The sequence below is a fragment of the Methylobacterium sp. CM6244 genome, assembly GCF_054817885.1.
In genome coordinates this window covers 111,479-137,287 of sequence record NZ_CM139247.1, presented here as the reverse complement: position 1 = coordinate 137,287, position 25,809 = coordinate 111,479, and the positions used below count along the sequence as shown (strand labels likewise).

Annotated in this window: 23 protein-coding genes; 21 read left to right on the top strand and 2 right to left on the bottom strand. The window is 64.4% G+C overall.

Translation table 11 applies throughout. From position 1 onward, the window contains the following. Positions 1-108: 108 nt before the first annotated feature. Entirely contained in the window at positions 109-1,242 is a 1,134-nt protein-coding gene (locus ACYQML_RS00635) for a glycosyltransferase family 4 protein (RefSeq protein WP_056434388.1), read from the bottom strand. A gap of 460 nt (positions 1,243-1,702) precedes the next feature. On the opposite strand from ACYQML_RS00635, the gene ACYQML_RS00630 reads away from it, so the two are divergent. The 21 genes from ACYQML_RS00630 (at position 1,703) to ACYQML_RS00530 (ending at position 24,191) form a co-directional block, all read left to right on the top strand. After that, positions 1,703-2,068, top strand: coding sequence for an NADH-quinone oxidoreductase subunit A (locus ACYQML_RS00630; RefSeq protein ID WP_056434386.1), 366 nt, complete (start codon positions 1,703-1,705; stop codon positions 2,066-2,068). 53 nt (positions 2,069-2,121) lie between these two features. Continuing rightward, complete coding sequence (locus ACYQML_RS00625) at positions 2,122-2,709, top strand: NuoB/complex I 20 kDa subunit family protein (protein WP_019906836.1); 588 nt, start codon at positions 2,122-2,124, stop codon at positions 2,707-2,709. 9 nt (positions 2,710-2,718) lie between these two features. Continuing rightward, positions 2,719-3,363, top strand: coding sequence for an NADH-quinone oxidoreductase subunit C (locus ACYQML_RS00620; protein WP_461234389.1), 645 nt, complete (start codon positions 2,719-2,721; stop codon positions 3,361-3,363). A gap of 16 nt (positions 3,364-3,379) precedes the next feature. Further along, positions 3,380-4,570, top strand: a complete 1,191-nt coding sequence (locus ACYQML_RS00615; protein WP_056434382.1) for an NADH-quinone oxidoreductase subunit D — start codon at positions 3,380-3,382, stop codon at positions 4,568-4,570. A gap of 22 nt (positions 4,571-4,592) precedes the next feature. After that, the gene (gene nuoE, locus ACYQML_RS00610; protein WP_311276259.1) at positions 4,593-5,654 is read left to right on the top strand and encodes an NADH-quinone oxidoreductase subunit NuoE; all 1,062 of its coding nucleotides are present in this window, start codon (positions 4,593-4,595) and stop codon (positions 5,652-5,654) included. A 1-nt stretch (position 5,655) separates the two neighbouring features. Further along, positions 5,656-6,957, top strand: a complete 1,302-nt coding sequence (nuoF, locus tag ACYQML_RS00605) for an NADH-quinone oxidoreductase subunit NuoF (protein ID WP_056434378.1) — start codon at positions 5,656-5,658, stop codon at positions 6,955-6,957. A gap of 43 nt (positions 6,958-7,000) precedes the next feature. Beyond that, entirely contained in the window at positions 7,001-9,082 is a 2,082-nt protein-coding gene (gene nuoG / locus ACYQML_RS00600; protein ID WP_461234387.1) for an NADH-quinone oxidoreductase subunit NuoG, read from the top strand. A gap of 12 nt (positions 9,083-9,094) precedes the next feature. After that, positions 9,095-10,111, top strand: a complete 1,017-nt coding sequence (nuoH, locus tag ACYQML_RS00595) for an NADH-quinone oxidoreductase subunit NuoH (protein ID WP_056434374.1) — start codon at positions 9,095-9,097, stop codon at positions 10,109-10,111. Between the two features lie 24 nt (positions 10,112-10,135). Further along, on the top strand, positions 10,136-10,624 hold the full coding sequence (nuoI, locus tag ACYQML_RS00590) for an NADH-quinone oxidoreductase subunit NuoI (RefSeq protein ID WP_056434372.1): 489 nt from the start codon (positions 10,136-10,138) through the stop codon (positions 10,622-10,624). Positions 10,625-10,746: 122 nt separating this feature from the next. Continuing rightward, on the top strand, positions 10,747-11,367 hold the full coding sequence (locus ACYQML_RS00585; protein WP_056434370.1) for an NADH-quinone oxidoreductase subunit J: 621 nt from the start codon (positions 10,747-10,749) through the stop codon (positions 11,365-11,367). Between the two features lie 28 nt (positions 11,368-11,395). Next, positions 11,396-11,701, top strand: a complete 306-nt coding sequence (gene nuoK / locus ACYQML_RS00580; RefSeq protein WP_056434368.1) for an NADH-quinone oxidoreductase subunit NuoK — start codon at positions 11,396-11,398, stop codon at positions 11,699-11,701. A 103-nt stretch (positions 11,702-11,804) separates the two neighbouring features. Then, positions 11,805-13,907, top strand: a complete 2,103-nt coding sequence (gene nuoL, locus ACYQML_RS00575) for an NADH-quinone oxidoreductase subunit L (RefSeq protein ID WP_461234386.1) — start codon at positions 11,805-11,807, stop codon at positions 13,905-13,907. 47 nt (positions 13,908-13,954) lie between these two features. Next, entirely contained in the window at positions 13,955-15,475 is a 1,521-nt protein-coding gene (locus ACYQML_RS00570) for an NADH-quinone oxidoreductase subunit M (RefSeq protein ID WP_207412262.1), read from the top strand. Between the two features lie 13 nt (positions 15,476-15,488). Beyond that, the gene (gene nuoN, locus ACYQML_RS00565) at positions 15,489-16,931 is read left to right on the top strand and encodes an NADH-quinone oxidoreductase subunit NuoN (RefSeq protein ID WP_461234385.1); all 1,443 of its coding nucleotides are present in this window, start codon (positions 15,489-15,491) and stop codon (positions 16,929-16,931) included. Positions 16,932-17,037: 106 nt separating this feature from the next. Next, positions 17,038-17,796, top strand: coding sequence for a biotin--[acetyl-CoA-carboxylase] ligase (locus ACYQML_RS00560; RefSeq protein ID WP_244483703.1), 759 nt, complete (start codon positions 17,038-17,040; stop codon positions 17,794-17,796). A 12-nt stretch (positions 17,797-17,808) separates the two neighbouring features. Beyond that, positions 17,809-19,482 (top strand): ribonuclease J, encoded by a 1,674-nt coding sequence (locus ACYQML_RS00555; RefSeq protein ID WP_056434357.1) that lies wholly within the window; start codon positions 17,809-17,811, stop codon positions 19,480-19,482. A 150-nt stretch (positions 19,483-19,632) separates the two neighbouring features. Beyond that, the gene (gene mce, locus ACYQML_RS00550; RefSeq protein WP_056434356.1) at positions 19,633-20,037 is read left to right on the top strand and encodes a methylmalonyl-CoA epimerase; all 405 of its coding nucleotides are present in this window, start codon (positions 19,633-19,635) and stop codon (positions 20,035-20,037) included. Beyond that, positions 20,034-20,378, top strand: coding sequence for a DUF1467 family protein (locus tag ACYQML_RS00545; protein WP_056434354.1), 345 nt, complete (start codon positions 20,034-20,036; stop codon positions 20,376-20,378). The genes mce and ACYQML_RS00545 overlap by 4 nt, the downstream gene beginning before the upstream one ends. A 444-nt stretch (positions 20,379-20,822) precedes the next feature. Further along, positions 20,823-22,148 (top strand): proline--tRNA ligase, encoded by a 1,326-nt coding sequence (proS, locus tag ACYQML_RS00540; protein WP_461234384.1) that lies wholly within the window; start codon positions 20,823-20,825, stop codon positions 22,146-22,148. A 7-nt stretch (positions 22,149-22,155) separates the two neighbouring features. Further along, a complete protein-coding gene (locus tag ACYQML_RS00535) occupies positions 22,156-23,460 on the top strand; it encodes a lipoprotein-releasing ABC transporter permease subunit (RefSeq protein ID WP_461234383.1) in 1,305 nt (434 codons plus the stop codon). Positions 23,461-23,477: 17 nt separating this feature from the next. Then, the gene (locus ACYQML_RS00530; RefSeq protein WP_056434349.1) at positions 23,478-24,191 is read left to right on the top strand and encodes an ABC transporter ATP-binding protein; all 714 of its coding nucleotides are present in this window, start codon (positions 23,478-23,480) and stop codon (positions 24,189-24,191) included. Between the two features lie 41 nt (positions 24,192-24,232). Here ACYQML_RS00530 and ACYQML_RS00525 read toward each other — a convergent pair whose 3' ends face one another. Then, positions 24,233-25,486 (bottom strand): glycosyltransferase, encoded by a 1,254-nt coding sequence (locus ACYQML_RS00525; RefSeq protein WP_056434348.1) that lies wholly within the window; start codon positions 25,484-25,486, stop codon positions 24,233-24,235. Positions 25,487-25,809: the final 323 nt, after the last annotated feature.

Here is a 25,809-nt window from a genome sequence, read left to right as displayed (position 1 = left end):
TCGGCGGCCTTCTGGAACCGGTCTCGGCGAATCCGCTCGAAGCGGCACCGATACGGGGAAGGTTAGCAAGGCTGATGCCCGATGGCATCAGCCTTTCGCTAGAGATTTTCAGGCGGGCATCGCCGCGGCTGAGAGCGAGGGGCGGGCCGAACCGTTCAAGTCGCCATAATGCGGGGTGAAGGCGCCCGCATGCGGCATCGTGATCACGTTGGGCTGACCCGCGATCAACTGCTCGTAGACCGCCACGTACTTCTTCACCATGCACTCGGCGGTGAACTGGGTCTCGAAGTGGCGACGGACACCGGCGCGGCTCATGGTCTTCACCTTGTGCACGGCCGCGATGGCATCATCCATCGTGTCGCAAAGGACACCGCTGACGCCGTCGGCGATGACTTCGGGAACCGAGCCGTTGCGGAACGCGATGACCGGAGTGCCGGCCGACATCGCCTCGATCATGACGAGGCCGAAAGGCTCCGGCCAGTCGATCGGGAAGGCCAGCGCCAGCGCGTTGCCGAGGAAGTCCTTCTTCTGTTCTTCGTTGATCTCGCCGATGAACTCGACGAGCGGGTGATGGATCATCGGCTCGATGACCTCATCCCAGTAATCCTGGTCTGCCTTATCGACCTTCGCGGCGATCTTGAGCTTCACGCCGGACTGGATCGCCATCTGAATCGCGCGGTCGGGGCGCTTCTCCGGAGAGATGCGACCGAGGAAGGCGAGATAGCCACCTTTGGCGTCCGGGTAATACGGGCAGTTCTCGGCCGGCAGGCCGTGATGGATCGTCGACTGCCAGTTCGAGTTGGAGGGCATCGGTTCACGCTGATTATCGGAAATCGACACCAGCGGCATGCCCGTGAAGGTACGGTAGACCGGCATGAAATCAGGCACGTCGAGGCGACCATGCATGGTCGTCACGCACTTATGGTAAAGATCTTCGAACATCGGATACTGAAGCAGATCGATGTGGAAGTGCAGCACGTCGAATTCGTGGGCCCGCTTGTGCACGTTGTGCAGCATGGCGAGATGGCTGGCGGTATGGTCCCGGTAGCCGAGAAGGCGAAGGCCCTCCGGCGTGCAGGCAGCCAGCTTGGCCGACGTCTCGGAATCACCGCTGGCGAACAGCGTGACGTCATGGCCCTGCCGGACGAGTTCTTCCGTGATCCACGATACGACGCGCTCGGTGCCGCCATAGAACTTGGGAGGCACGGCCTCCGAGAGCGGAGCAATCTGGGCAATGCGCACGAAACGTCTCCTGTAAGGTCGAATGTTGCGACGACCTAACGCCAACCGGCCTGAGTGGGACATGAACGGAACTCACGGCCAAGGTTATGGTTCCGAGCGCTTGCCGAGCGCCATGTTTACCTTTGCGTTAACCTTGGATGTCCCCGGTATCCTCGTTTCCACCCGGCCCATCGACCCGGTCCGGCAAGGCGCGGTGCCATGCAGGAAGCCGGCCAGAATTCCCGGTCGGCAGGCCCGGTGAGGCCCATCTTGGCGGGGCCTGCGCGGATCGGTCGTGTTGAAGGATGCGATCCTTGGCATACCTCCGTGTCATGCCTGGATTTGTGCGACGCAGGACGCCCTTGTTTCGCTCAAGGGGGTCGTCTAAGCCTCGCGCCTGCGCAGTCTGGCATTGGAGCAATTCCATACCATCCCGGCGCTCGCGAGGCGTTTCGCTCGCCACGAACACGAGAGGTGTCGCATGACAGGCCTGTTGGCGGATTATCTGCCCCTCATCGTCTTCATCGGCGTGTCGCTCTTCATTGCGGTGGCGTTGCTCGTGGCTCCCTTTCTCGTGGCCTATAACAGCCCCGATCCGGAGAAGCTTTCGGCCTACGAGTGTGGCTTCAATGCCTTCGACGACGCCCGCATGAAGTTCGACGTGCGGTTCTACCTCGTTGCTATTCTTTTCATCATCTTCGACCTGGAAGTGGCATTCTTGTTCCCCTGGGCGATCACCTTCGGTGAGCTCGGCTGGTTCGGGATGTGGTCGATGATGGCCTTCCTCGGCGTGCTCACGGTCGGGTTCGTCTACGAGTGGCGCAAGGGCGCCCTCGAATGGGACTAACTATCCCGTCGACCTGACAATCGCATTGCCCGAAGCCTGATCCCGAGAAACCGATGGCCTTCAGCCCCGATATCACCCGGATCCCTGCCGTTGCACCGGCACCGAAAGGGATCATCGACCCGAATACCGGTCGCCCTATCGGCGCCGACGATCCGACCTTTCTGTCGATCAACAGCGAACTCGCCGACCGTGGTTTCCTGATCACCTCGACGGACGACCTCATCAATTGGGCCAGGACCGGCTCGTTGATGTGGATGACATTCGGCCTCGCCTGTTGCGCCGTCGAGATGATGCAGATGTCGATGCCGCGGTATGATTGTGAGCGCTTCGGCTTCGCTCCGCGCGGTTCGCCCCGGCAATCCGACGTGATGATCGTCGCCGGCACGCTGACCAACAAGATGGCTCCGGCCCTGCGCAAGGTCTACGACCAGATGCCCGAGCCCCGCTACGTGATCTCCATGGGCTCCTGCGCCAATGGCGGCGGCTACTATCACTATTCCTACTCGGTGGTGCGCGGCTGCGACCGGGTGGTGCCGGTGGACATCTACGTGCCGGGCTGCCCGCCCACGGCGGAGGCGCTGCTCTACGGCGTGCTTCTGCTCCAGAAGAAGATCCGCCGTACCGGCACGATCGAGCGCTGAGGATCCGCGATGAGCAACGGCATCTCGATCCTCGCGCATACGGCCGCCCCCGCCGACGGTTCGCTCCAGGCGCTCAGCGACCATGTGGGCGCGGCCCTCGGGCCGGCCATCGTCTCGCGCGCCATCGCCTTCGGTGAGCTGACGTTGAGCGTTCAGGCGAGCGATATCGTCTATGCGCTCACCTATCTGCGCGACGACCCGACCTGCGCGTTCCGCTGCTTCATCGATATCTGCGGCGTTGATTATCCCAACCGGGCCAAGCGCTTCGACGTGGTCTACCACCTGCTCTCGTTGCGCCATAACAGCCGCATCCGGGTGAAGGTGCAGACCGACGACCAGACCGCCGTACCCTCCGTCATCGAGGTGTTCCCGGCGGCGAACTGGTTCGAGCGCGAAGCCTACGACCTGTATGGAATCCTGTTTTCGGGGCACCCGGACCTGCGCCGGTTGCTCACCGATTACGGTTTCGAGGGCCACCCCCTGCGCAAGGACTTCCCGCTCACCGGCTTCGTCGAGGTTCGATACGACCAGGACGAGGCCCGTGTCGTGTACGAGCCGGTGAAGCTGACACAGGAATTCCGGAACTTCGACTTCCTCTCGCCGTGGGAGGGCACCGAATACGTGCTCCCGGGCGATGAGAAAAAGTCGGCTTGAGCAGCGGAGCGAGGCCATGACCGAGCACAATATCCGCAATTTCGCGATCAATTTCGGGCCGCAGCACCCGGCGGCACACGGCGTTCTGCGTCTCGTGCTGGAACTCGACGGCGAGATCGTCGAACGCGTCGACCCGCATATCGGCCTGCTCCATCGCGGCACCGAGAAGCTGATCGAGCACAAGACCTACCTGCAGGCGACGCCGTATTTCGACCGGCTCGACTATGTCTCGCCGATGAACCAGGAGCATGCCTTCTGTCTCGGCATCGAGAAGTTGCTCGGGCTCCAGGTGCCGCGCCGGGCTCAGCTGATCCGCACGCTGTTCTGCGAGATCGGCCGCATCCTGTCTCATCTCCTCAACGTCACCACGCAGGCCATGGATGTGGGCGCACTGACGCCGCCGCTCTGGGGCTTCGAGGAGCGTGAGAAGCTGATGATCTTCTACGAGCGCGCGTCGGGTGCTCGTCTCCATGCCAATTACTTCCGGCCCGGCGGCGTGCACCAGGACCTGCCGCCCGCGCTGATCGACGATATCGAAGCCTTCATCGACCCGTTCCTGCAGGTGGTCGACGATCTCGACGACCTCGTCATGTCGAACCGCATCTTCAAGCAGCGCAACGTCGATATCGGCATCGTCACTGTGGACGAGGCCATGGCCTGGGGGTTCTCGGGCGTGATGGTGCGCGGCTCCGGCATCCCGTGGGACCTGCGTAAGTCGCAACCCTATGAATGCTACGAGGAGATGGAATTCGATGTCCCCGTGGGAAGGAACGGCGACACCTACGATCGGCAGGTCATCCGCATGGAAGAAATGCGGGAATCGGCCAAGATCATGCGCCAGTGCTGCATCAAGCTGCGCGAGCCGGCGGGAATGGGGGCGATCGCCGCCACGGACGGTAAATTCGCACCGCCGCCGCGCCGGGAAATGAAGCGCTCGATGGAAGCGCTGATCCATCATTTCAAGCTCTACACCGAGGGCTTCCACGTGCCGGCCGGCGAAGTCTACGCCGCAGTCGAAGCGCCCAAGGGCGAGTTCGGCGTCTATCTCGTGGCCGACGGCACCAACAAGCCCTACCGCTGCAAGATCCGCGCTCCGGGTTTCGCCCATCTCCAGGCCATGGACTGGATGTGCCGCGGCCACATGCTGGCCGACGTGTCCTGCGTGCTCGGCACGCTCGACATCGTGTTCGGCGAGGTGGACCGGTGACGGTATTCGAGGTTTCGCACTGATGGCCAATCGCAGACTCGCCCCCGCTTCCGAGCAGCCGGCCAGCTTCGCTTTCTCGCCCGAGAACGCCGAATGGGCCAAAGGGCAGATCGAGAAGTATCCCGAAGGCCGTCAGGCCTCCGCGGTGATCCCGCTGCTGTGGAAGGCGCAGGAGCAGAATGGCGGCTGGCTTCCGCAGAAGGCCATCGAGGCGGTGGCCGCCGAACTCGGCATGCCGCATATCCGCGTGCTCGAAGTCGCGACTTTCTACACGATGTTCGCCCTTGAGCCGGTGGGCCGGTTCTGGATCCAGCTCTGCGGCACGGTGCCGTGCGATTCCTGCGGTGCGCGCGAATTGAAGGGCTATCTGCAGGAGCGCCTCGGCGCACCCGGCCACGTCAGCGCAGACGGGAATTTCTCCTGGCTCGAAGTCGAGTGTCTCGGCGCCTGCTGCAACGCGCCCATGGCCCAGATCAATCAGGATTACTACGAAGACCTGACGCCCGAGCTCCTCGGCAAACTGATGGACGACCTCGCGGCTGGACGCCCGGTCAAGATCGGTTCGCAGGTCGGGCGCACGTCATCCGAGCCGATGGGCGGGGCCGACACGCTGAGCGACGAGACCTTGTTCGACGGGTCGCGCGTGGGCGCATGGCGGAAGCGGTTCGAAGATCAGGCCGCGAAATCCGACGATGCAGTTGGCAAGTCCGAAGCTGTCTCGTCCGAGCAGCGCGCGGCGTCGGACCCGAAGCCGGCCAAGCCCGATTCGGGCCGCGCCGTGGAGGAGCCGCCGACCGACGCCCCAGCTCAGCGTAACGCATCCGGCGAGACGCCGGTGAAGCCGGGCGACAAGGCCGATGCGGCCGACCCGAAGGAATCGACGGCCCAGCCGAACAAGCCGGCTCCGTCCGCGCCCGAGACGATCGCCGAGGCCGAGGCCGCTGGAGCCGAAGCAGGGACGCAATCCGATCTTCCGCGCGATGAACCGCCGCCGCAGCCGGTCGCCTCCGGTGCCAGCGCAGACGAATCGTCACCGAAACCGACCGAGCCGAAGACGCCGTCCGCCAACGCGAAGGAGATCTGACATGCTCTCCGATCAGGATCGCATCTTCACCAATCTGTACGGTCTGCATTCGCCCGGTCTGGAAGAGGCCAGGAAGCGCGGCGCGTGGGACGGCACCAAGTTCCTGCTGGAAATGGGCCGCGACTGGATCATCGACGAGATGAAAGCGTCCGGGTTGCGCGGGCGCGGCGGTGCCGGCTTCCCGACGGGCCTGAAATGGTCCTTCATGCCCAAGAAGTCGGATGGGCGCCCGCACTACCTCGTGGTCAATGCCGACGAATCCGAGCCGGGGACCTGCAAGGACCGGGAGATCATGCGGCACGATCCGCATCTCCTGATCGAGGGCTGCATGCTGGCCTCGTTCTCGATGGCCGCCCATGCCTGCTACATCTACATCCGTGGCGAGTACGTCGCCGAGAAACACGCCTTGCAGAAGGCGGTCGACGAAGCTTACGCGGCTCGTCTCGTCGGCAAGGACAATGTCCACGGCTACCCGTTCGACATCTACGTCCATCACGGTGCCGGCGCCTACATTTGCGGCGAGGAAACCGCCCTGCTGGAAAGCCTCGAAGGCAAGAAGGGCATGCCGCGGCTGAAGCCGCCTTTCCCCGCCAATATGGGCCTCTACGGCTGTCCCACCACGGTGAACAACGTCGAGTCGATCGCGGTGGCGGGGACTATCCTGCGCCGGGGCGGGGCTTGGTTCGCCGGGTTGGGGGGCAAGAACAACACCGGCACCAAGCTGTTCTGCGTGTCGGGCCATGTCAACAAGCCGTGCAACGTCGAGGAAGAACTCGGCATCACCTTCCGCGAGCTGATCGACAAGCATTGCGGTGGCATGCGCGGCGGCTGGGACAACCTGCTCTGCTCCATCCCCGGCGGCTCTTCAGTGCCCCTGGTGCCGGCTGAGCAGATCATCGACGCCAAGATGGACTTCGACACCCTGAAGAATCTCGGCTCCGGTCTTGGCACGGCGGCGGTCATCGTCCTCGACCGCTCCACCGACATCGTGTCGGCGATTGCCCGCATCGCCTATTTCTACAAGCACGAATCCTGCGGCCAGTGCACGCCTTGCCGCGAGGGCACGGGCTGGATGTGGCGTGTGATGCTGCGCATGGCCGAAGGCCGCGCCCAGCGTCGCGAGATCGACATGCTCCTCGACGTGACGAAGCAGATCGAGGGGCACACGATCTGCGCGCTCGGCGACGCGGCGGCCTGGCCGATTCAGGGCCTCATCCGCCATTTTCGTCCCGAGATCGAGAAGCGCATCGACCGCTACAGCGCCAACCCGCACAGCGATCCTGTGCGGATCGCCGCGGAGTGATCGCCATGTCGTTCGGACCGAAATTCGTTACCGAGAAGCACGCATGACAAAGCTCATCGTCGACGGCACCGAGGTCGATGTTCCGGCCGAGTACACCCTCCTGCAAGCTTGCGAAGTCGCGGGCGCGGAGATCCCGCGCTTCTGCTTCCACGAACGGCTGTCCATCGCGGGCAATTGCCGGATGTGTCTCGTCGAGCTGAAGGGGGCGCCTAAGCCCGTCGCCTCATGCGCCTATGCGGTGAAGGACTGCCGCCCCGGACCCAATGGTGAGCCGCCGGAGATCCTGACGCGGTCCGGAACCACGAAAAAGGCCCGCGAGGGGGTGATGGAGTTCCTCCTCATCAACCATCCACTCGATTGTCCGATCTGCGACCAGGGCGGCCATTGTGACCTGCAGGATCAGGCGATGGCCTACGGCGTGGATTCGACCCGTTACGGCGAGAACAAGCGCGCCGTGGAGGAGAAATATATCGGCCCGCTGGTGCGGACCGCCATGAACCGCTGCATCCACTGCACCCGCTGCGTCCGCTTTCTCGCGGAAGTGGCCGGCGTGCCGGATCTCGGCGCCATCGGGCGTGGCGAGGACATGGAGATCACGAGCTATCTCGAGAGTGCCATGGGCTCCGAGCTTCAGGGCAACGTCGCCGATCTCTGCCCCGTGGGCGCCCTCGTCCACAAGCCACAGAGCTACGAGGTGCGGCCCTGGGAGCTGACGAAGACCGAATCCATCGACGTGATGGACGCAGTCGGCTGCGCCATCCGTGTGGACGCCCGTGGCCGTGAGGTCATGCAGATCGAGCCTCGGGTGAACGAAGACATCAACGAGGAGTGGATCTCCGACAAGACCCGCCATGCGGTGGACGGGCTTCGGGCGCAGCGTCTCGACCGGCCGTACCTGCGTGAGAACGGCCGCCTGCGCCCCGCCTCCTGGGGCGAGGCGTTCGCCGCCATCGCCGCCCGGATGAAGAGCGCCGACCCGAAGCGTGTTGGCGCCATCGTCGGTGACCTTGCCGCCGTGGAGGAGATCTATGCCCTGAAGACCCTGATGGGGTCGCTCGGCGTGACCAATCTCGATTGCCGTCAGGCCGGCGAGGCGATCGACCCGGCTTGGGGGCGCGCCGCCTACACGTTCAATCCCACCATTCCGGGTATTGAGGAGGCGGATGCGATCCTGCTCGTCGGGACGAACCCGCGCCTGGAAGCCTCGCTTCTCAACGTTCGTATCCGCAAGCGCTGGCGCATGGCGCCTCTCGCTGTGGGCCTGATCGGCGAGGCGGCGGATCTTACCTATCCCCATACCTATCTCGGCGCCGGCTCCGAAACCCTGGCCGATATCGCCGCCGGAAAGCATAGCTTCGCCGAGGTGCTGAAAAGCGCCAGTCGACCCCTCGTGATAGTGGGAACCGGCGCGCTGACCCGGCCCGACGGCGCTGCCATCCTCTCGTCGGTGGCGGCGCTCGCCAAGGATATCGGTGCGGTCACCGCCGAGTGGAACGGCTTTGCCGTGCTCCAGACCGCTGCAGCCCGCGTCGGCGCGCTCGATCTCGGCTTCGTGCCGGGGGAGGGGAGCCTCGGATTCGGGCGGATGGCGGAGCCGGGCGCCCTCGATGTGCTGTTCAACCTCGGTGCCGACGAGGTCGAGATCGGCGCAGGCGCGTTCGTGATCTACCAGGGCACCCATGGCGATCGCGGCGCGACCCGCGCGGACGTGATACTGCCAGGCGCGGCCTATACCGAGAAGAACGCCACTTTCGTCAATCTCGAAGGCCGTGTTCAGACGACCAACCGCGCCGGTTTCCCGCCGGGTGACGCCCGCGAGGATTGGGCGATCCTGCGGGCGCTCTCCGATGTCCTCGGCAAGCGCCTTCCCTTCGATTCGCTCGGGGCTCTGCGTCGCGACCTCTATGCGGCGTACCCGCATTTCGCTGCCCTCGACGCGGTAGCCACCAGCGACGTAGCCGCCACCGTCGACACGCTTGCGGGGCTCGGAGGCGAGCCGGGCCGTTCGGCCTTCGTGTCCGCGGTTCCGGATTTCTACCTCACCAACGCTATCGCCCGCGCTTCGCGGGTCTTGGCCGAATGTTCGAGCCTCGCGCAGACGCGCGGTCTCGAAGCGGCGGAATAAGGGCTGCCGACCATGCTGGAAATCGTCGGCACCGTCCTACTGCTGATCTTGAAGAGCTTCGTGCTCCTCGCCTTGCTGCTGGTGTTCATTGCCTATGCGCTGCTGGCCGATCGTAAGATCTGGGCGGCGGTGCAGTTGCGGCGCGGCCCCAACGTCGTCGGGCCATGGGGCCTGTTCCAGTCCTTCGCCGATCTGCTGAAGTTCGTGCTGAAGGAGCCGGTAATTCCGGCGGGCGCCAATAAGGGCCTGTTCTTGCTGGCGCCCCTGGTTTTCGCCACCCTGGCTCTCGCCGCCTGGGCGGTGATCCCTCTGGCGGAAGGCTGGGCCATCGCCGACCTCAATGTCGGCATCACCTACATTTTCGCGATCTCGTCGCTCGGCGTCTACGGCGTGCTGATGGGCGGCTGGGCCTCGAACTCGAAATACGCCTTCCTCGGCGCGCTCCGCTCCGCGGCCCAGATGATCTCGTACGAGGTCTCCCTCGGATTCGTCATCATCTGCGTCCTCCTCTGCGCCGGGTCGCTCAACCTTTCGCGCATCGTGATGGCGCAGGACACCTCACTGGGCATTCTCGGCTGGTACTGGCTCTGGCTGTTTCCAATGTTCGTGGTGTTCTTCGTCTCGGCGCTCGCCGAGACCAACCGCCCGCCCTTCGATCTGCCGGAAGCCGAGTCAGAGCTCGTGGCCGGCTACATGGTCGAGTATTCCTCGACGCCCTACCTGCTGTTCATGCTCGGCGAGTACGTGGCGATCATGACCATGTGCGCGTTGGGAACGGTGCTGTTCCTGGGCGGCTGGCTCTCGCCGATTCCCTTCGCACCGTTCACCTGGGTGCCGGGCCTGATCTGGTTCGCTCTGAAGGCCAGCTTCCTCTTCTTCATGATCGCCATGGTGAAGGCCATGGTGCCGCGCTACCGCTACGACCAACTCATGCGCCTCGGCTGGAAGGTGTTCCTTCCGCTTTCCCTCGTCTCGGTCGTGGTCGTCGCCTTCGTCCTCAAGCTGACCGGCCTTGCGCCGGGCGTCTGACAACCCCTCACGGAGATCCGAGCCATGAAGCTCGATCAGGTCGCAAAGGGTCTGCTGCTGAAGGAGTTCGTGTCGGGGTTCGCCCTCGCCATGCGCTACTTCTTCAAGCCCAAGGCCACGATCAACTACCCCTTCGAGATGGGGCATCGCGGGCCGCGCTTTCGCGGCGAGCACGCGCTGCGCCGCTATCCGAACGGTGAGGAACGCTGCATCGCCTGCAAGCTGTGCGAGGCGATCTGTCCCGCGCAGGCCATCACCATCGAGGCTGGCCCGCGCCGCAACGACGGCACGCGCCGCACCACACGCTACGACCTCGACATGGTGAAATGCATCTATTGCGGCATGTGCCAGGAGGCTTGTCCGGTGGATGCCATCGTGGAAGGGCCGAACTTCGAGTTCTCCGTGGAGACCCGCGAGGAGCTTCTCTACGACAAGGAGAAGCTTCTCCTGAATGGCGACCGCTGGGAGCGCGAGATCGCGCGCAATCTCGCAGTGGACGCACCATACCGGTGATGACACGACGCTCCGGCGGTTGTGCGCCGCAGGGGTGGGTTCTATAGACGGGCGGCCTGCACGGGCTGGTTTGAATTTAGGCAGAAGGGGCCGTCCTCGGGACGGCTGATCTCCATAATCGCATGAGTGCAGCCGCAGCCTTCTTCTACCTGTTCGCCGGTGTCGCGATCGCGTCCGCGTTCATGGTCATCACCTCGCGCAACCCTGTCGCGTCGGTGCTCTTCCTCATCCTCGCCTTCGTCAACGCGGCCGGCTTGTTCGTGCTGATGGGGGCCGAGTTCCTGGCGATGATCCTGGTGGTCGTCTATGTCGGCGCCGTCGCTGTGCTCTTCCTCTTCGTCGTGATGATGCTCGACGTCGATTTCGCGCAGCTGCGCCAGGGCTTCCAGCAGTACTTGCCGATCGGCGCATTGATTGGCGCGATCTTCCTCATCGAGCTCCTGCTGGTGGTCGGCTCCTGGACGATCGATCCCGGCCTGATGCAGGCGCCGCTCGGTCCTCTCGCCAGTGTCGAGGGTGTCACCAACACCCAGATGCTCGGGCGCGTGCTGTACACCGATTACGTTTTCTTCTTCCAGCTGGCCGGTCTGATTCTGCTGGTGGCGATGATCGGGGCCATCGTGCTCACTTTGCGTGACCGGCCCGGCGTGAAGCGCCAGAACATCGCCGTGCAGAATGCACGGACGCAGGGGATGGCGGTGGAAACCCGCAAGGTGCCGTCTCGCCAGGGCGTCGAGGTCTGATGTCGGCTCAACACAAGGATCAGCGCTCATGATCGGCTTGAGCCATTACCTGACGGTGGCGGCGATCCTGTTCACGCTCGGCGTGCTCGGCATCTTCGTGAACCGCAAGAACATCATCGTCATCCTGATGTCGGTCGAGCTCATCCTACTCGCGGTGAACATCAACCTCGTCGCGTTCTCCACCCATCTCAACGACATCACTGGCCAGATCTTCGCCCTGTTCGTGCTCACGGTGGCGGCGGCGGAGGCAGCCATCGGGCTCGCTATCCTCGTCGTGTTCTTCCGAAACCGCGGCTCCATCGCGGTGGAGGACGTGAACATGATGAAGGGCTGAGCTTCACCCAAGCCGAGCCGCGCGGCTTACCGCGCGATCCCATTGACGAGAATGGAGCGAGGCCGGGTATCCGGCACGCTTCCGGAGGCCGGGCCAGCCAGCGATGTATCACGCGATCGTCTTCTTCCCGCTCATCGGCGCCCTGCTCGCCGGCCTGTTCGGCCGGCAGCTCGGCCCTCGCGTGTGCGAGTACATCACTACTGGCTTCCTGGCCTTCTCAGCGCTCCTGTCCTGGGGCGCGTTCTTCGAGGTTCCGGGCTCCGATCATGCCACCCGCGTGCAGGTGGCGACGTGGTTCACCGCCGGTGACCTCGTGGTCGATTGGGCCTTCCGCATCGACACGCTGACCGTTGTGATGCTGGTGGTGGTGACGACGGTCTCCACTCTCGTCCACCTCTACTCGGTGGGCTACATGGAAGAGGATCCGCACCGGCCGCGCTTCTTCGCCTATCTGTCGCTGTTCACCTTCGCCATGCTGATGCTGGTGACGGCCGACAACCTCGTTCAGATGTTCTTCGGTTGGGAGGGCGTCGGCCTCGCCTCCTACCTGCTGATCGGGTTCTGGTATGAGAAGCCTTCAGCCAATGCGGCGGCGATGAAGGCCTTCATCGTCAACCGGGTCGGCGATTTCGGCTTTTCGCTCGGCATCTTCCTCGTCTTCGTCCTGTTCGGTTCGGTGGCCTTCGACGGCATCCTGCCGCGCGCCGCGGAGCTCAAGGACGCCACGTTCCACTTCCTCGGCTATGACTGGAACGCCATGACCCTGGCGTGCCTGCTCCTGTTCATGGGCGCCATGGGCAAGTCGGCGCAGTTCCTGCTCCATACCTGGCTGCCGGACGCCATGGAGGGACCGACACCGGTCTCCGCCCTGATCCACGCCGCCACCATGGTGACGGCGGGCGTCTTCATGGTGGCGCGCCTGTCGCCCCTGTTCGAAGTGGCGCCGAACGCCCTCATTGTCGTCACCATCATCGGCGGTATCACCGCGTTCTTCGCGGCCACGATCGGCATGGTGCAGAACGACATCAAGCGGGTCATCGCCTACTCGACCTGCTCGCAGCTCGGCTACATGTTCGTGGCGCTGGGCGTCGGTGCCTATTCGGCCGCGGTGTTCCACCTCTTCACCCACGCTTTCTTCAAGGCGCTTCTGTTCCTCGGCGCCGGCTCGGTCATCCACGCGATGCATCACGAGCAGGACATGCGGAACATGGGGGCGCTCCGCCGCTACATCCCCTTCACCTCCGCGATGATGACCATCGGCACCCTAGCGCTGATCGGCTTCCCTTTCACTGCCGGCTACTATTCGAAGGACGCGATCATCGAAGCGGCCTATGCCTCGACGCGGCCCGGCCACACGCTCGCCTTCATGTGCACGGTCGTGGCCGCATTGATGACCTCGTTCTACTCCTGGCGCCTGTTCTTCATGACGTTCGAGGGGCCGGCCCGCTGGGCGGGCCACGGCGCCGCGCACCATGACGATCATCACGCTGCACCTGCTTTGGCTCACGCCGCCTCTGCTGCCGCCGACGGCGCACCGGGACACCACGAGGGTGTCGCGCACAACGACAAGGGCCATGACGTAGAGCCGGCGTCTCACAGCGCCATCGAGCATCACGACCATGCGCACACGCCGCATGAGAGCCCGCTGGTGATGACGATTCCTCTGGCTATCCTGGCCTTCGGTGCCCTGTTCGCCGGTCTGCTGTTCAAGAACCGCTTCATCGGCGAGGGCATGGAATCGTTCTGGGGGCACGCCCTCGGTCATGGCCCCGACAACCACATCATGCACGACATCCATTCGGTGCCGGCGCTGGTGGCCTACTCGCCCTTCATCATGCTGGTGATCGGCTTCCTGTTGGCCTTCTGGATGTATATCCGCCGGCCCGAACTGCCGGGCCGGCTCGCCGCCCAGCAGCCAAGCCTGTACCAGTTCCTGCTCAACAAGTGGTATTTCGACGAACTCTACGACCGGATCTTCGTGCGCCCGGCCAAGAACTTCGGCAAGTTCCTTTGGAAAGAGGGCGACGGCCGGGTCATCGACGGACTAGGCCCCGACGGCATCGCCACCCGCGTGCTCGACGTCACCCGCGGGGTCGTCCGATTGCAGACCGGTTACGTCTATCACTACGCCTTCGTCATGCTCATCGGCGTCGCCGCCATCGTCAGCTGGTACATGCTCACCGGCCTGCCCAAGGTCGGACACTGATGTCGCGCGCAATGACGGCCGCCAACCCGTATCGGAGTGCCCGCTAGATGTTCGGCCTCGGCATTCTCTCCGGCCTGCTGATCGTGCCGCTCTGCGGCGCGGCCTTCATCCTGACCCTCGGCAACGAATCCGAGAGCGTGAAGCGCAACGCCCGCTGGGCGGCGCTCGCGACGACCATCGTCACCTTCCTCCTCAGCCTCGTCGCCTGGGGCCGGTTCGACCCATCGACATCGAGCTTCCAGCTTGTCGAGACCCATGGCTGGCTCGCCGAGACGATCAAGTTCAAACTCGGTGTCGACGGATTCTCGATGCCGTTGATCCTGCTCACCACGTTCCTGATGCCGTTCTGCATCGGTGCGTCGTGGCTCTCGGTGAATACGCGGGTGAAGGAGTATTTCGTCGCGTTCCTCGTCCTCGAGACGACGATGATCGGCGTGTTCTGCTCTCTCGACCTCGTGCTGTTCTACCTGTTCTTCGAGGCTGGCCTGATCCCGATGTTCCTCATCATCGGCATCTGGGGCGGCAAGCGCCGGATCTACGCGAGCTTCAAGTTCTTCCTCTACACCCTGCTCGGCTCGGTGCTGATGCTCCTCGCCATCATGGCGATGTACTGGCACGCCGGCACCACCGACATCCCGACCCTGCTGCAAACCCGCTTCCCCGTCGGCATGCAATACTGGTTGTGGCTCGCCTTCTTCGCCTCCTTCGCGGTGAAGATGCCGATGTGGCCAGTCCATACCTGGCTGCCCGACGCCCACGTGGAAGCGCCCACCGCCGGCTCGGTGATCCTCGCCGGCATCCTGCTCAAGATGGGCGGCTACGGCTTCATCCGGATCTCGCTGCCTATGTTCCCGGATGCCAGCGCCTATTTCGCGCCGATGGTCTTCGCCCTCTCGGTCATCGCGATCATCTTCACGTCGCTGATCGCGCTGATGCAGACCGACATCAAGAAGCTCATCGCCTATTCGTCTGTGGCGCATATGGGCTTCGTGACGCTGGGCCTGTTCACCCTCAATGAGCAGGGCATCCAGGGCGCCCTGTTCTTGATGATCTCACACGGCATCGTCTCGGGCGCGCTCTTCGTCTGCGTCGGCGTGGTCTACGACCGGATGCACACCCGCGAGATCGCGGCCTATGGCGGTCTCGTGAAGCGCATGCCGCTCTATGCGGCAGCGATGATGGTGTTCACCATGGCCAATGTCGGCCTGCCCGGCACGTCGGGCTTCGTCGGCGAGTTCCTGGCCATGATGGGGGCCTTCAAGGCCAACCCGACGGTCGCGTTCTTCTCGGTCTTCGGCATCATTCTTTCGGCCGGCTATGCCCTCTGGCTTTATTCCAGGGTGATCTATGGCAAGCTCGAGAAGCCCAACCTGCAGGGCATCCTCGATCTCGATCTGCGTGAGAAGCTTATCCTCGCGCCTCTCGTCGCCCTGACGATCTATTACGGCGTGCATCCCGCGCCCATCCTCGACACCTTCGCCCCCTCCACGGAGGCGCTGATGCAGAGCATGAAATCCGCGCTCTCGAACACGCAGACCGCGGCGGTTCTTCCGCCCGTGGCGCGCTGAAGGTCGACGTAAGATGACCGCTATCCAGGCTGTCCTGCCCTCTCTCTCGCCGGTAATGCCCGAGCTGATCCTCGCGATCGGCGTGCTCGGACTGATTCTCTACGGCGCCTTCCGGGGTGAGCGCTCGGTGGAGAGCATCAATGTCGGCGCGCTCATCCTGTTGATTCTCGCCTTCTTCGTGGTCGTGTCGCAGTCGGGTGCCAAGATCACGACCCTCAACGGGTCGTTCATCATCGACAACTTCTCGAAGGTGATGAAGGCGCTGATTCTGCTCGGCTCGGCCGCCACGATCCTGCTCTCGCGCGACTATTTTCAGCGCGAACGCATCGACCGGTTCGAGTTCCCGATCCTGATCATGCTCTGCACCATCGGCATGATGGTGATGGCCTCCGCCAACGATTTGATCGCCCTCTATCTCGGCCTCGAACTGCAGTCGCTTGCTGCTTACGTGATCGCCGCCTTCCACCGGGACAACCTGAAATCCACCGAGGCCGGGCTGAAGTATTTCGTCCTTGGAGCCTTGTCTTCCGGCATGCTGCTCTATGGCTCGTCACTGGTCTACGGCTTCACCGGCACCGTCTCCTTCCCCGGCATCGTCTCGGCACTGAACGACAATGCCGGTTTCGGCATCGTGCTGGGCATCGTGTTCGTCGCTGCGGGCGTCGCCTTCAAGATGTCTGCCGTGCCGTTCCACATGTGGACACCGGACGTCTACGAAGGGTCGCCCACTCCTGTGACGGCGTTCTTCGCCTCCGCGCCGAAGATGGCCGCCGTCGCCATGACCGTGCGGGTTTTCATCGGCGCCTTCCCGGACGTGACCGCGATCTGGCAGCAGATCATCGTTTTCGTCGCCATCGCTTCGATGACGCTCGGTTCTTTCGCGGCCATCGGCCAGCGCTCGATCAAACGCCTGATGGCCTATTCCTCCATCGGCAATATCGGTTACGCCCTCATCGGTCTCGCCGCTGCCTCGGAGGAGGGGATCCGAGGCGTGGTGATCTACATGATCATCTATCTTGCCATGACGCTCGGCGCCTTCGCCGTGCTTCTCTCGCTGCGTCGCGGCGGCCAGATGTACGAGACGGTCGACGATCTTTCCGGTCTTTCCCGGACACATCCGGTCATGGCCTTCTGCCTCGCCGCGATGATGTTCTCACTCGCCGGCATCCCGCCGCTCGCCGGCTTCTTCGGCAAGTTCTATGTCTTCGCCGCCGCCATCAAGGCCGATCTCGTGGGCCTCGCGGTGATCGGCGTCGTGACCTCGGTGGTCGGCGCGTTCTATTACCTTCGTCTGGTCAAGGTGATGTATTTTGACGAGCCGCAAGCTCCCTACGAAGTGATGCCGCCCGGCCTGCGCATCGTGCTCGGTCTCTCGAGCGCCGTCGTGGTCCTGTTCTTCCTTGTGCCCTCTCCCCTTGTCAGCGCGGCAGGTGCCGCGGCCAAGTCGCTGTTCTAGGATTTTGTCTCTCGAAAGGCCGGATTATCGGCTCGGCCCGGCTGCGAGAGCAGCCGGGCATCGGCTTCACGTTTACGAGAGCCTCGGCTCCACCAACACTCGGGCGATGGAGCTGTCACGCGAGGGTGAAAGGGGCCCCCTGTGGGTTGTCGCGCTCCGGCAGGAAGCGGGGCGTGGCCGCAGGGGGAGCGCATGGACGTCGTTGCCGGGCAACCTCAGTGCCAGCTTGCTCTGGCCGGTTTCGGACGTCGATCCGGAACAGGTTCCGAGCTTGGGCTTCGTAGCGGGTGTCGCGTTGATTTCCGCCTTGAAGAGAACGATCGGGCCACGCCACCTCGAGGCGGCCGGCATGGCACCTCAGGATGGGATCGAGGATCGGACGTCCGGTCGGGCAAGCCCCTTCCGCCTCAAATGGCCCAATGACGTGCTGGCATCGGGTGCCAAGCTCGCGGGCCTTCTCCTGGAGGCGGAAACTCATCCGGGCGGGCGTCGCTCGGCGGTGATCGGGTTCGGCGTCAACGTCGCCGCGTCACCGCAGGACTTGCCTTATCCCGCGACAAGCCTCAGTCAGATAAAGCACGAACCGCGCGCCGAGGATCTGTTCGACCATCTGTCGGATGAGATCGTCGTTGCAGCGCGACGCTGGAATCGAGGCCGCGGGTTTTCATCGATCCGTGAGCTTTGGCTCGATGACGCCGCCGGGATCGGCGCACCGGTCTCGGTGCGAACGGGCGGCGAGATCGTGCAAGGAATTTTCGAGACGATCGACGAGGCGGGGCGGCTCGTCGTCCGATCGGATGATGGGACGCGACGGACCGTGACGGCGGGCGAGGTGCATTTGGGTTCGGCCGCGACGGCGGCTTGAGGTTGAACAGTGATGACGACAGGGCAAGACGAACTCGTCTTCGTGCCGCTCGGCGGCGTGGGCGAGATCGGCATGAACGCGGCGCTCTACGGCTTCGGGCCGGAAAAGCGCCGGAAATGGATCATGGTCGATTGCGGAATGGGCTTTGCCGGGGAAGAGGGCTTCCCGGGCATCGACCTGATGTTTCCCGATCTCAGCTTCATCGAGGAGCGCAAGGACGATCTCCTCGCCATCTTCATTACCCACGCGCACGAGGACCATATCGGCGCGATCGGTGAATTGTGGCCCAAGTTGAAGGCTCCGGTCTACGCCACCCGCTTCGCCAAGAACCTGCTCGAGGCGCGTCGCCTGAGTGAGCCAGGCGCCCCGAAGGTGATCCTGCGCGAGATCGCCGCGCACAAGCCGGTGACCGTCGGTCCGTTCGAGATCGAATATGTTCCGGTCTCGCATTCGATCCCGGAATCGAACGCTGTCGCGATCCGCACGGCGCATGGCCTCGTCCTGCATACGGGCGATTGGAAGCTCGACGCCACGCCGATCCTCGGCGACGTCACCTCGGAAGCCTCGTTCCGCAAGCTGGGCGACGAGGGCATCATCGCCATGATCAGCGATTCGACCAACGTCGTGCGCGAGGGCCGCAGCCCGAGCGAGGCCGAGGTCGCCGCCACCCTGCGTGAGCTCATCGCAGAGGCGCCTCACCGGGTCGCCGTCACCACCTTCGCCTCCAACGTCGCCCGCATGCGGGCGGTGGCGGAAGCCGCGCGTGATTGCGGCCGCGAGGTCGTCGCCGTCGGCAGGGCCATGGACCGGGTGATCGGTGTCGCCCGCGAATGCGGCTTCCTCGACGGCCTGCCGGATTTCCGCTCGGCCGACAGCTACGGCTACCTGCCGCGCGACAAGGTGGTCTGCCTGCTCACCGGGTCGCAGGGCGAGGAGCGCGCTGCGCTCGCCCGCGTCTCCCGCGACGACCATCCCGACGTGACGCTGGCCGCCGGCGACCGCGTGATCTTCTCGTCTCGCGCCATTCCGGGCAACGAGCGGGCGGTGGGCGCAATCATCAACGATCTGGTCAATGCCGGCATCGAGGTGGTGACCGACCGGACGAAGCTCGTCCACGTCTCGGGCCATCCCCGCCGCGACGAAATGGCTGAGATGTATGCCTGGACCCGGCCGAGGACGGCGATTCCCGTCCACGGCGAGGCGCTCCATCTCGACGAGCATGCCCGCTTCGCCCTGGCCCAGGGTGTCGGCAACGTGGTCAAGGCCCGCAACGGCAGTGTCGTGCGCCTCGCCCCCGGCACGCCGGAGATCACCGACCACGTGAAAGCCGGGCGTCTGTTCAAGGATGGCAACATCCTGATCGATGCGAAGGATCGCGCGATCCCCGAGCGACGCAAGCTGTCTCAGGCCGGTGTCGTCTCGGTCGCCATCGCCATCGACGTCCAGGGTGAGGTTCTCGGTGAGCCGGCCATCGACATCATGGGCCTGCCCAATCGCGGCAAGAACGGCCAGCCGATGCTCGACGTCGCCGTCGAAGCCGTGTCGCGGACCCTCAGCGGCCTGTCGAAGCAGAAGCGTAAGGATGCCGAAGCGGTCGAGAAGGCCGTCGATCGTGCGATCCGCTCGGCCGTGAACGAAGCCTGGGGCAAGAAGCCCGCCTGCCACGTGCAGGTCGTGGAGGTGTGATGCTGCCTCCCTCCCCCTTGTGGGGAGGGAATGAGGGTAGGGGTGGTTCAGGACAGGGCGCAACCTCTTCGGAGCCACCCCCACCCCTAACCCCTCCCCGCAAGGGGGAGGGGAATGCGCGCACAGATGACGCACAGAAGGGAGCAGACCATGATCGGACGCCTGAACCACGTGGCCATCGCCGTGCGCGACCTCGACGCGGCCTGTGCCATCTATCGTGACACCCTCGGCGCCACGCTCACCGAGCCCCTGCCGCAGCCGGAGCACGGCGTCACGGTGGTTTTCGTGAACCTGCCAAACAGCAAGGTCGAGTTGATGTCGCCGTTGGGCGAGGGTTCGCCCATCGAGAGCTTCGTGGAACGCAACCCCAATGGCGGCGTGCACCATGTCTGCTACGAGGTCGACGACATCATCGCCGCCCGTGACAAACTGAAGGCTCAGGGTGCCCGCGTCCTCGGTACCGGCGAACCGAAGATCGGCGCTCACGGCAAGCCGGTGCTGTTCCTCCACCCCAAGGATTTCCTCGGCACCCTGGTTGAACTGGAGCAGGTGTGAGCGGCGTGAGCGCCCTCGTTCAGACTGTCTCGGCCACGATCTGGCGGACGCTGGCCACCATGATCGTCATCGTCTCGGCGGTGGCGATCCTCTCCGTCGTGTTGTTCAAGCTGACGGTGTTTGGAGCCTTTGCCCTCTATTTCGTGGTCTGGTGGACGCTGCTCTTCGTCATCCTGCCCATCCGCAATCAGGTCGAGACGGACCCGTCGCTGATCGTGCCGGGACAGGACCCGGGGGCGCCCGCGGCGCCGCGGCTGCGCGAGAAGGCGATTTGGACGACGCTCCTCGCCAGCGTCGTGTTTCTCGTCGTCATCCCGATCTTCGAGTTGTCGGGGCTCTAGCGCCGCGATCCGGCGAGGTGTCGGATCGTCCTGCGTCCACACCCGGAGAGCCACGTCGGCCATAAAAAAAGCAAGGCTCGCGCCTTGCTTTTTGAGACGACAGATGACGTGTCAGCCTATTTTATCTCACGCATTTCTGACGGCGTGGCGGCTGAAATTTCCTCCCGAGACTCGGACCTCGCGCTGCCTCTCCGGGCGTCGCGACCATCACGGTGGCGCTTATAGGAACTGGATTGCGCATTGTCACGTCTCCGGAGATGGTTCCTGGCGTTTTTTTGCAAGAGTTGAGCGTTTTTCGCTCTCGTTTCGCGGAATGCCCGAGTTTCGGACCACCCGGCGTTTTTCTCGACGCCGCAGGACGCTTGTATTTTCCCAACGCAATGTGTTGTGTGCCCCGCAACGATGCGCGGTACGATCGCGCTCCAAAACGATCCAGGGCCCCCGATGCGTCTCTCCCGCTATTTCCTGCCGACCCTGCGCGAGACGCCCAAGGAGGCGGAGATCGTCTCCCACCGCCTGATGCTGCGGGCCGGCCTGATCCGTCAGGAAGCGGCGGGCATCTATGCCTGGCTGCCCTTGGGGCTGCGCGTGCTCAACAGGGTCTGCGCGGTGGTCCGCGAGGAGCAGGATCGGTCCGGCGCCATCGAACTGCTGATGCCGTCGATCCAGTCGGCGGAGTTGTGGAAGGAATCCGGCCGCTACGAGGCTTACGGCAAGGAGATGCTACGCATTTCCGACCGACATGACCGCGAGATGCTGTTTGGCCCCACGGCCGAGGAGGTCATCACCGAGATCTTCCGCGGCAGCGTTCGCTCCTACAAGGACCTGCCGAAGAACCTCTACCAGATCTCATGGAAGTTCCGGGACGAAGTACGCCCGCGCTTCGGCACCATGCGCTCGCGCGAATTCCTGATGAAGGACGCCTATTCGTTCGATCTCGACCAGGCCAACGCCCGGCACGCCTACAACAAGATGTTCGTGGCCTACCTGCGCACCTTCGCCGGCCTCGGCCTCAAGGCGATCCCCATGCGCGCCGATACCGGACCGATCGGCGGCGATCTCAGCCACGAATTCATCATCCTGGCCCAGACCGGCGAGAGCGAGGTGTTCTGCGACCGGCAGTATCTCGATTTCGACGTCCCGCCGGTGACCACCGATTTCGATGATGTCGCCGGCCTCCAGGGCACTGTCGACCGCTGGACCTCGCTCTACGCCGCCACATCCGAGATGCATGAGCCGGCGGCCTTCGCCGAGGTCAGCGAGGACAAGCAGATGGCCGCGCGCGGCATCGAGGTCGGGCACATCTTCTATTTCGGCACCAAGTATTCCGAGGCCATGGGCGCGAAGGTGACCGGACCGGACGGCGTCGACCGCCCCGTTCATATGGGTTCCTACGGCATCGGCCCGAGCCGGCTGGTGGCCGCGATCATCGAGGCCTCGCATGACGAGGCCGGCATCATCTGGCCGGATTCCGTGGCGCCCTTCGACGTCGCTCTCATCAATCTGAAATCCGGAGACGCGGCGACCGATGCCGCTTGCGCCGAGATCCAGACCAACCTCGAGGCCAGCGGCCTGACGGTGCTCTACGACGACCGCGACGAGCGTCCGGGCGCGAAATTCGCCACCGCCGATCTGATCGGCCTGCCCTGGCAGGTCGTGGTGGGCCCGCGCGGCCTTGCCGAGGGCAAGGTCGAGATCAAGCGCCGCGCCGGGGGCGAGCGTGAGAGCGTGGCACCGATCGACCTGATTTCGCGCTTGAAGCGGAACTGAGGCCGGCATGGCTCTGGCAGAGACGGTGAAGGAACGGCTGGCGGGTCTCTCCGGCCTGTTCGAGCGCGGCAGCACGCCGCCCTTCGCGGCCTTCGAATGGATCATTGCCGGGCGCTACATGCGGGCCCGGCGGCGCGGCGGCGGCGTCTCCGTCGTGGCCTTCTTCTCGGTCCTGGGCATCGCCCTCGGCGTCGCCACCCTCATCATCGTCCTCTCGGTGATGAACGGGTTCCGCACCGAACTGCTCTCCAAAATCGTCGGTATCAACGGCCACGTCTTCGTCACGCCCATCGACAAGCTGTTCACCGATTACGTCGACCTTTCCGAGAGGCTCTCCAAGGTGGCCGGCGTCCGCTCGGCGATCCCGCTGGTGGAAGGGCAGGCCTTCGCGTCCTCGCCTTATGGCGGCAGTGGCGTGCTGGTCCGGGGTATCCGCGGCGAGGACATCGGGTCCATCGGGTCCATCGCCAAGACCATCCGGGGCGGCACCCTCGACGGATTCGACGACGGAACCGGGGTCGCCATCGGCCGAAGGCTCGCCGAGTCCCTCGGCGTCCAGGCCGGCGACCAGATCACCCTATCCACCCCGAAGGGGGCGACGACACCGTTCGGCACCGCGCCGCGCACCAAGGCCTATACGGTGAAGGCGATCTTCGAGATCGGCATGACCGAGTTCGACGCCACCTTCGTGTTCATGCCGCTGGCCGAATCCCAGGCCTTCTTCAACCGTGACAGCGATGTCAGCCTCATCGAGGTCTATCTCGACAACGCCGATGCGGTGGCGCAATTGCGGCCCGACCTCGAAATGGCGGCCGAGCGGCCCGTGCTTCTCACCGACTGGCGCCAACGCAACCGAACCTTCTTCGGGGCGCTGGAGGTGGAGCGGAACGTGATGTTCCTCATCCTCAGCCTGATCGTTGTGGTGGCGACCCTCAACATCGTCTCCGGCCTGATCCTGCTGGTGCGTGACAAGTCCAGCGATATCGCGATCCTGCGGACGATGGGCGCCACGCCAGGCACGGTGATGCGGGTCTTCCTCATCAATGGAGCGCTGATCGGCGTCGTCGGGACGCTGAGCGGCCTCGCCCTCGGTGTCCTCATCACCCTCAACATCAAGCCGATCCAGCGGGTCCTGTTTCCCTCCGCCTGGGATCCGACCGTGCGGTTCCTCGCGGAGATTCCGGCCGAGATGAATTCCAGTGAGATCACCGTGGTGGTCCTCACCTCCATCGCCCTGTCGCTCGTGGCGACGCTCTATCCCTCCTGGCGCGCCGCCCGGCTCGATCCGGTCCAGGCCCTGCGTTACGGCTGAGGGGAGATTCAACCATCATGACAACCTCTGCCGACGAGGCCGGCGCGCCGCCGGTCCCGGCCCTGTTCTTCGCCAAAGTCGAACGCCGCTACGCGCAAGGAACGGGAGCCCTCGACATCCTGCGGGGGGCCGATCTCGCGATCTGGCCGGGCGAACTCGTGGCTCTGGTGGCACCCTCAGGGGCCGGAAAATCGACGCTTCTGCATCTCGCGGGCCTGCTGGAGCGACCCGATGGCGGCGAGGTCTATATCGGCGGCCAGCCCACGGCGGCGATGCCCGATGCCGAGCGCACGCGGTTCCGCCGCGAAGAGATGGGCTTCATCTATCAGTTCCACCATCTCCTGCCGGAATTCTCGGCCCTGGAGAACGTGGTGATGCCCCAGCTCATCCGTGGCCTCGGCGCCAAGGAGGCCAAGGCGCGCGCCACCGAACTTCTGAGCTTCCTCGGCCTGAAGGAGCGCCTTGTTCACCGCCCGGCCGAATTATCGGGCGGCGAGCAGCAGCGCGTCGCCATCGCTCGTGCGGTCGCCAACGGCCCGCGGCTGCTGTTGGCCGATGAGCCCACCGGTAATCTCGACCCGCACACGGCGGCGCATGTGTTCGGCATTCTTGTCTCGCTGGTGCGTGCCTCCGGCCTCGCGGCCCTCGTCGCCACCCACAACATGGAACTCGCCGCCCGCATGGACCGGCGCGTCACCATCCGCGATGGCATGATCGAGCAGTTGGCCTGAAGCCCAATCTGCAGCTGCATTTGTATAATGGAGCTGCCCCTTCAGCGACGGCGGGGCGCCATTTGTTCGATCGCGTCGCAGGCGACCGACACGCCGTCCTGCCCGTTGAAGCGCAACCTCAGCTCCTGGCAGGCCTGGGCCACCTCTGGCGATGCGAGGAGGCGGCGGAGCCGGCGCGCGCCGCGCCCGGGCGTGAAACGCCGCCGGCTGAGGCTCGTGCCGGCACGAAGGTGTTTCACCCGCGCCGCCTCGTCGAAATGGTCGAACGCCACCGGGACGATCATCTGCGGCGTTCCGGCGGCCAAAGCCTGCGCCACGGTGCCGATGCCGCCATGATGGATCAGCGCCGCCGCGTGCGGCAGCAAAGCGCTGAGCGGCGCGTAGGGGACATGGATCACGGTTTCCGGGAGGATCTCGGGCACCTGTCCCTGTTCCGGTGCGAGGAACACCCCGCGCCGTCCCAGGCGCTGGCAGATCGCGAGGGCAATGCGGAAGAAGGCGGTCGCCTGGCGCATCGCCGATCCATAGGTGAAGACGAGCGGGGGATCACCCGCCTTCAAGAACCGTGAGAGATGGAGCCCGAGGCGATCCGTGTCGCCGAACCGGTCGGCGATGGGAAAGCCCACATGCACGGCCTGCTGCGGCCAATCCGGCTGAGCACGGGCGAACCAATCGGGAAACAGGAGCAGGATACGGGAAGGGCTATTCCACCAGTATCGCAGCCGTCGCACCGGGTTGAGGCCCAGTTCCTGCCGGAACGCGTTGATGGAGGGCAAAGCGGCCGGGCCGATCACGTATCTGTCTGCGCCCCGGCCGATCCAGTGCCGCAGCCGGGATGGCGCCCAAGAGGGGAGCGGTACGCCCGGTAAGATCGGGGAGGCGTAGCGGCTCTCCATCAACATGGGCATCGCGTGGATCGTGATGACCGGGAGGCGCAGCTTCTCCTGCGCTACCCGCGCCCCGAAGGCCAGGGTCGAAGCGACGACGATCGAACGGCCCTTGCGCGCATTCTCGGCGATCCAGCGATAGGTCTGCTCCGTCGCTGCCGCCATGCTGCCGAACAACGCGGCCGCCCCCTGCCTCGGATGCCAGAGCCGGGGATCGGATACAATCCGACGGTAATCGTCAGAGTCACCCAGGGAGTGGAACGGCAGACCGATGCGCGTTGCGTGGTCGGCAAAGGGGGCAGGGGCCGCGAGGATGACATCGTGCCCGCGACGCAGGCATTCGGCACCGATGGCGAGAAACGGAAGAACGTCGCCATAAGAACCAAGGGCGATGAGATGTATTCGCATCCGGCCATTCACATTTGACAGAAAAATCAGCCGAAGATGAAGTAGCGCCAGAGATTTTTCGCGCTGATTGTTCTGTCAATTGCTTCGCCGGCCACGGAGTTGCCGTGCGATCGCTCTTGGTAAGATTTCGGACAGACTCGGAATCGTTCGCCAAGACTGCGCGGTCGAAACGATATCGGCGTCTGAGAGCGTGGTTCGACGACGCCGTTGGGAGAGCGAATCGCGTTAGGGAAGACGTCTGAGCTTTGTTAAGGGCCCGGTAACCCTGTTTCGAACCGCCTCGAATGCCCGCTTTACACCGAACAAAACAAGAACAAAGATCG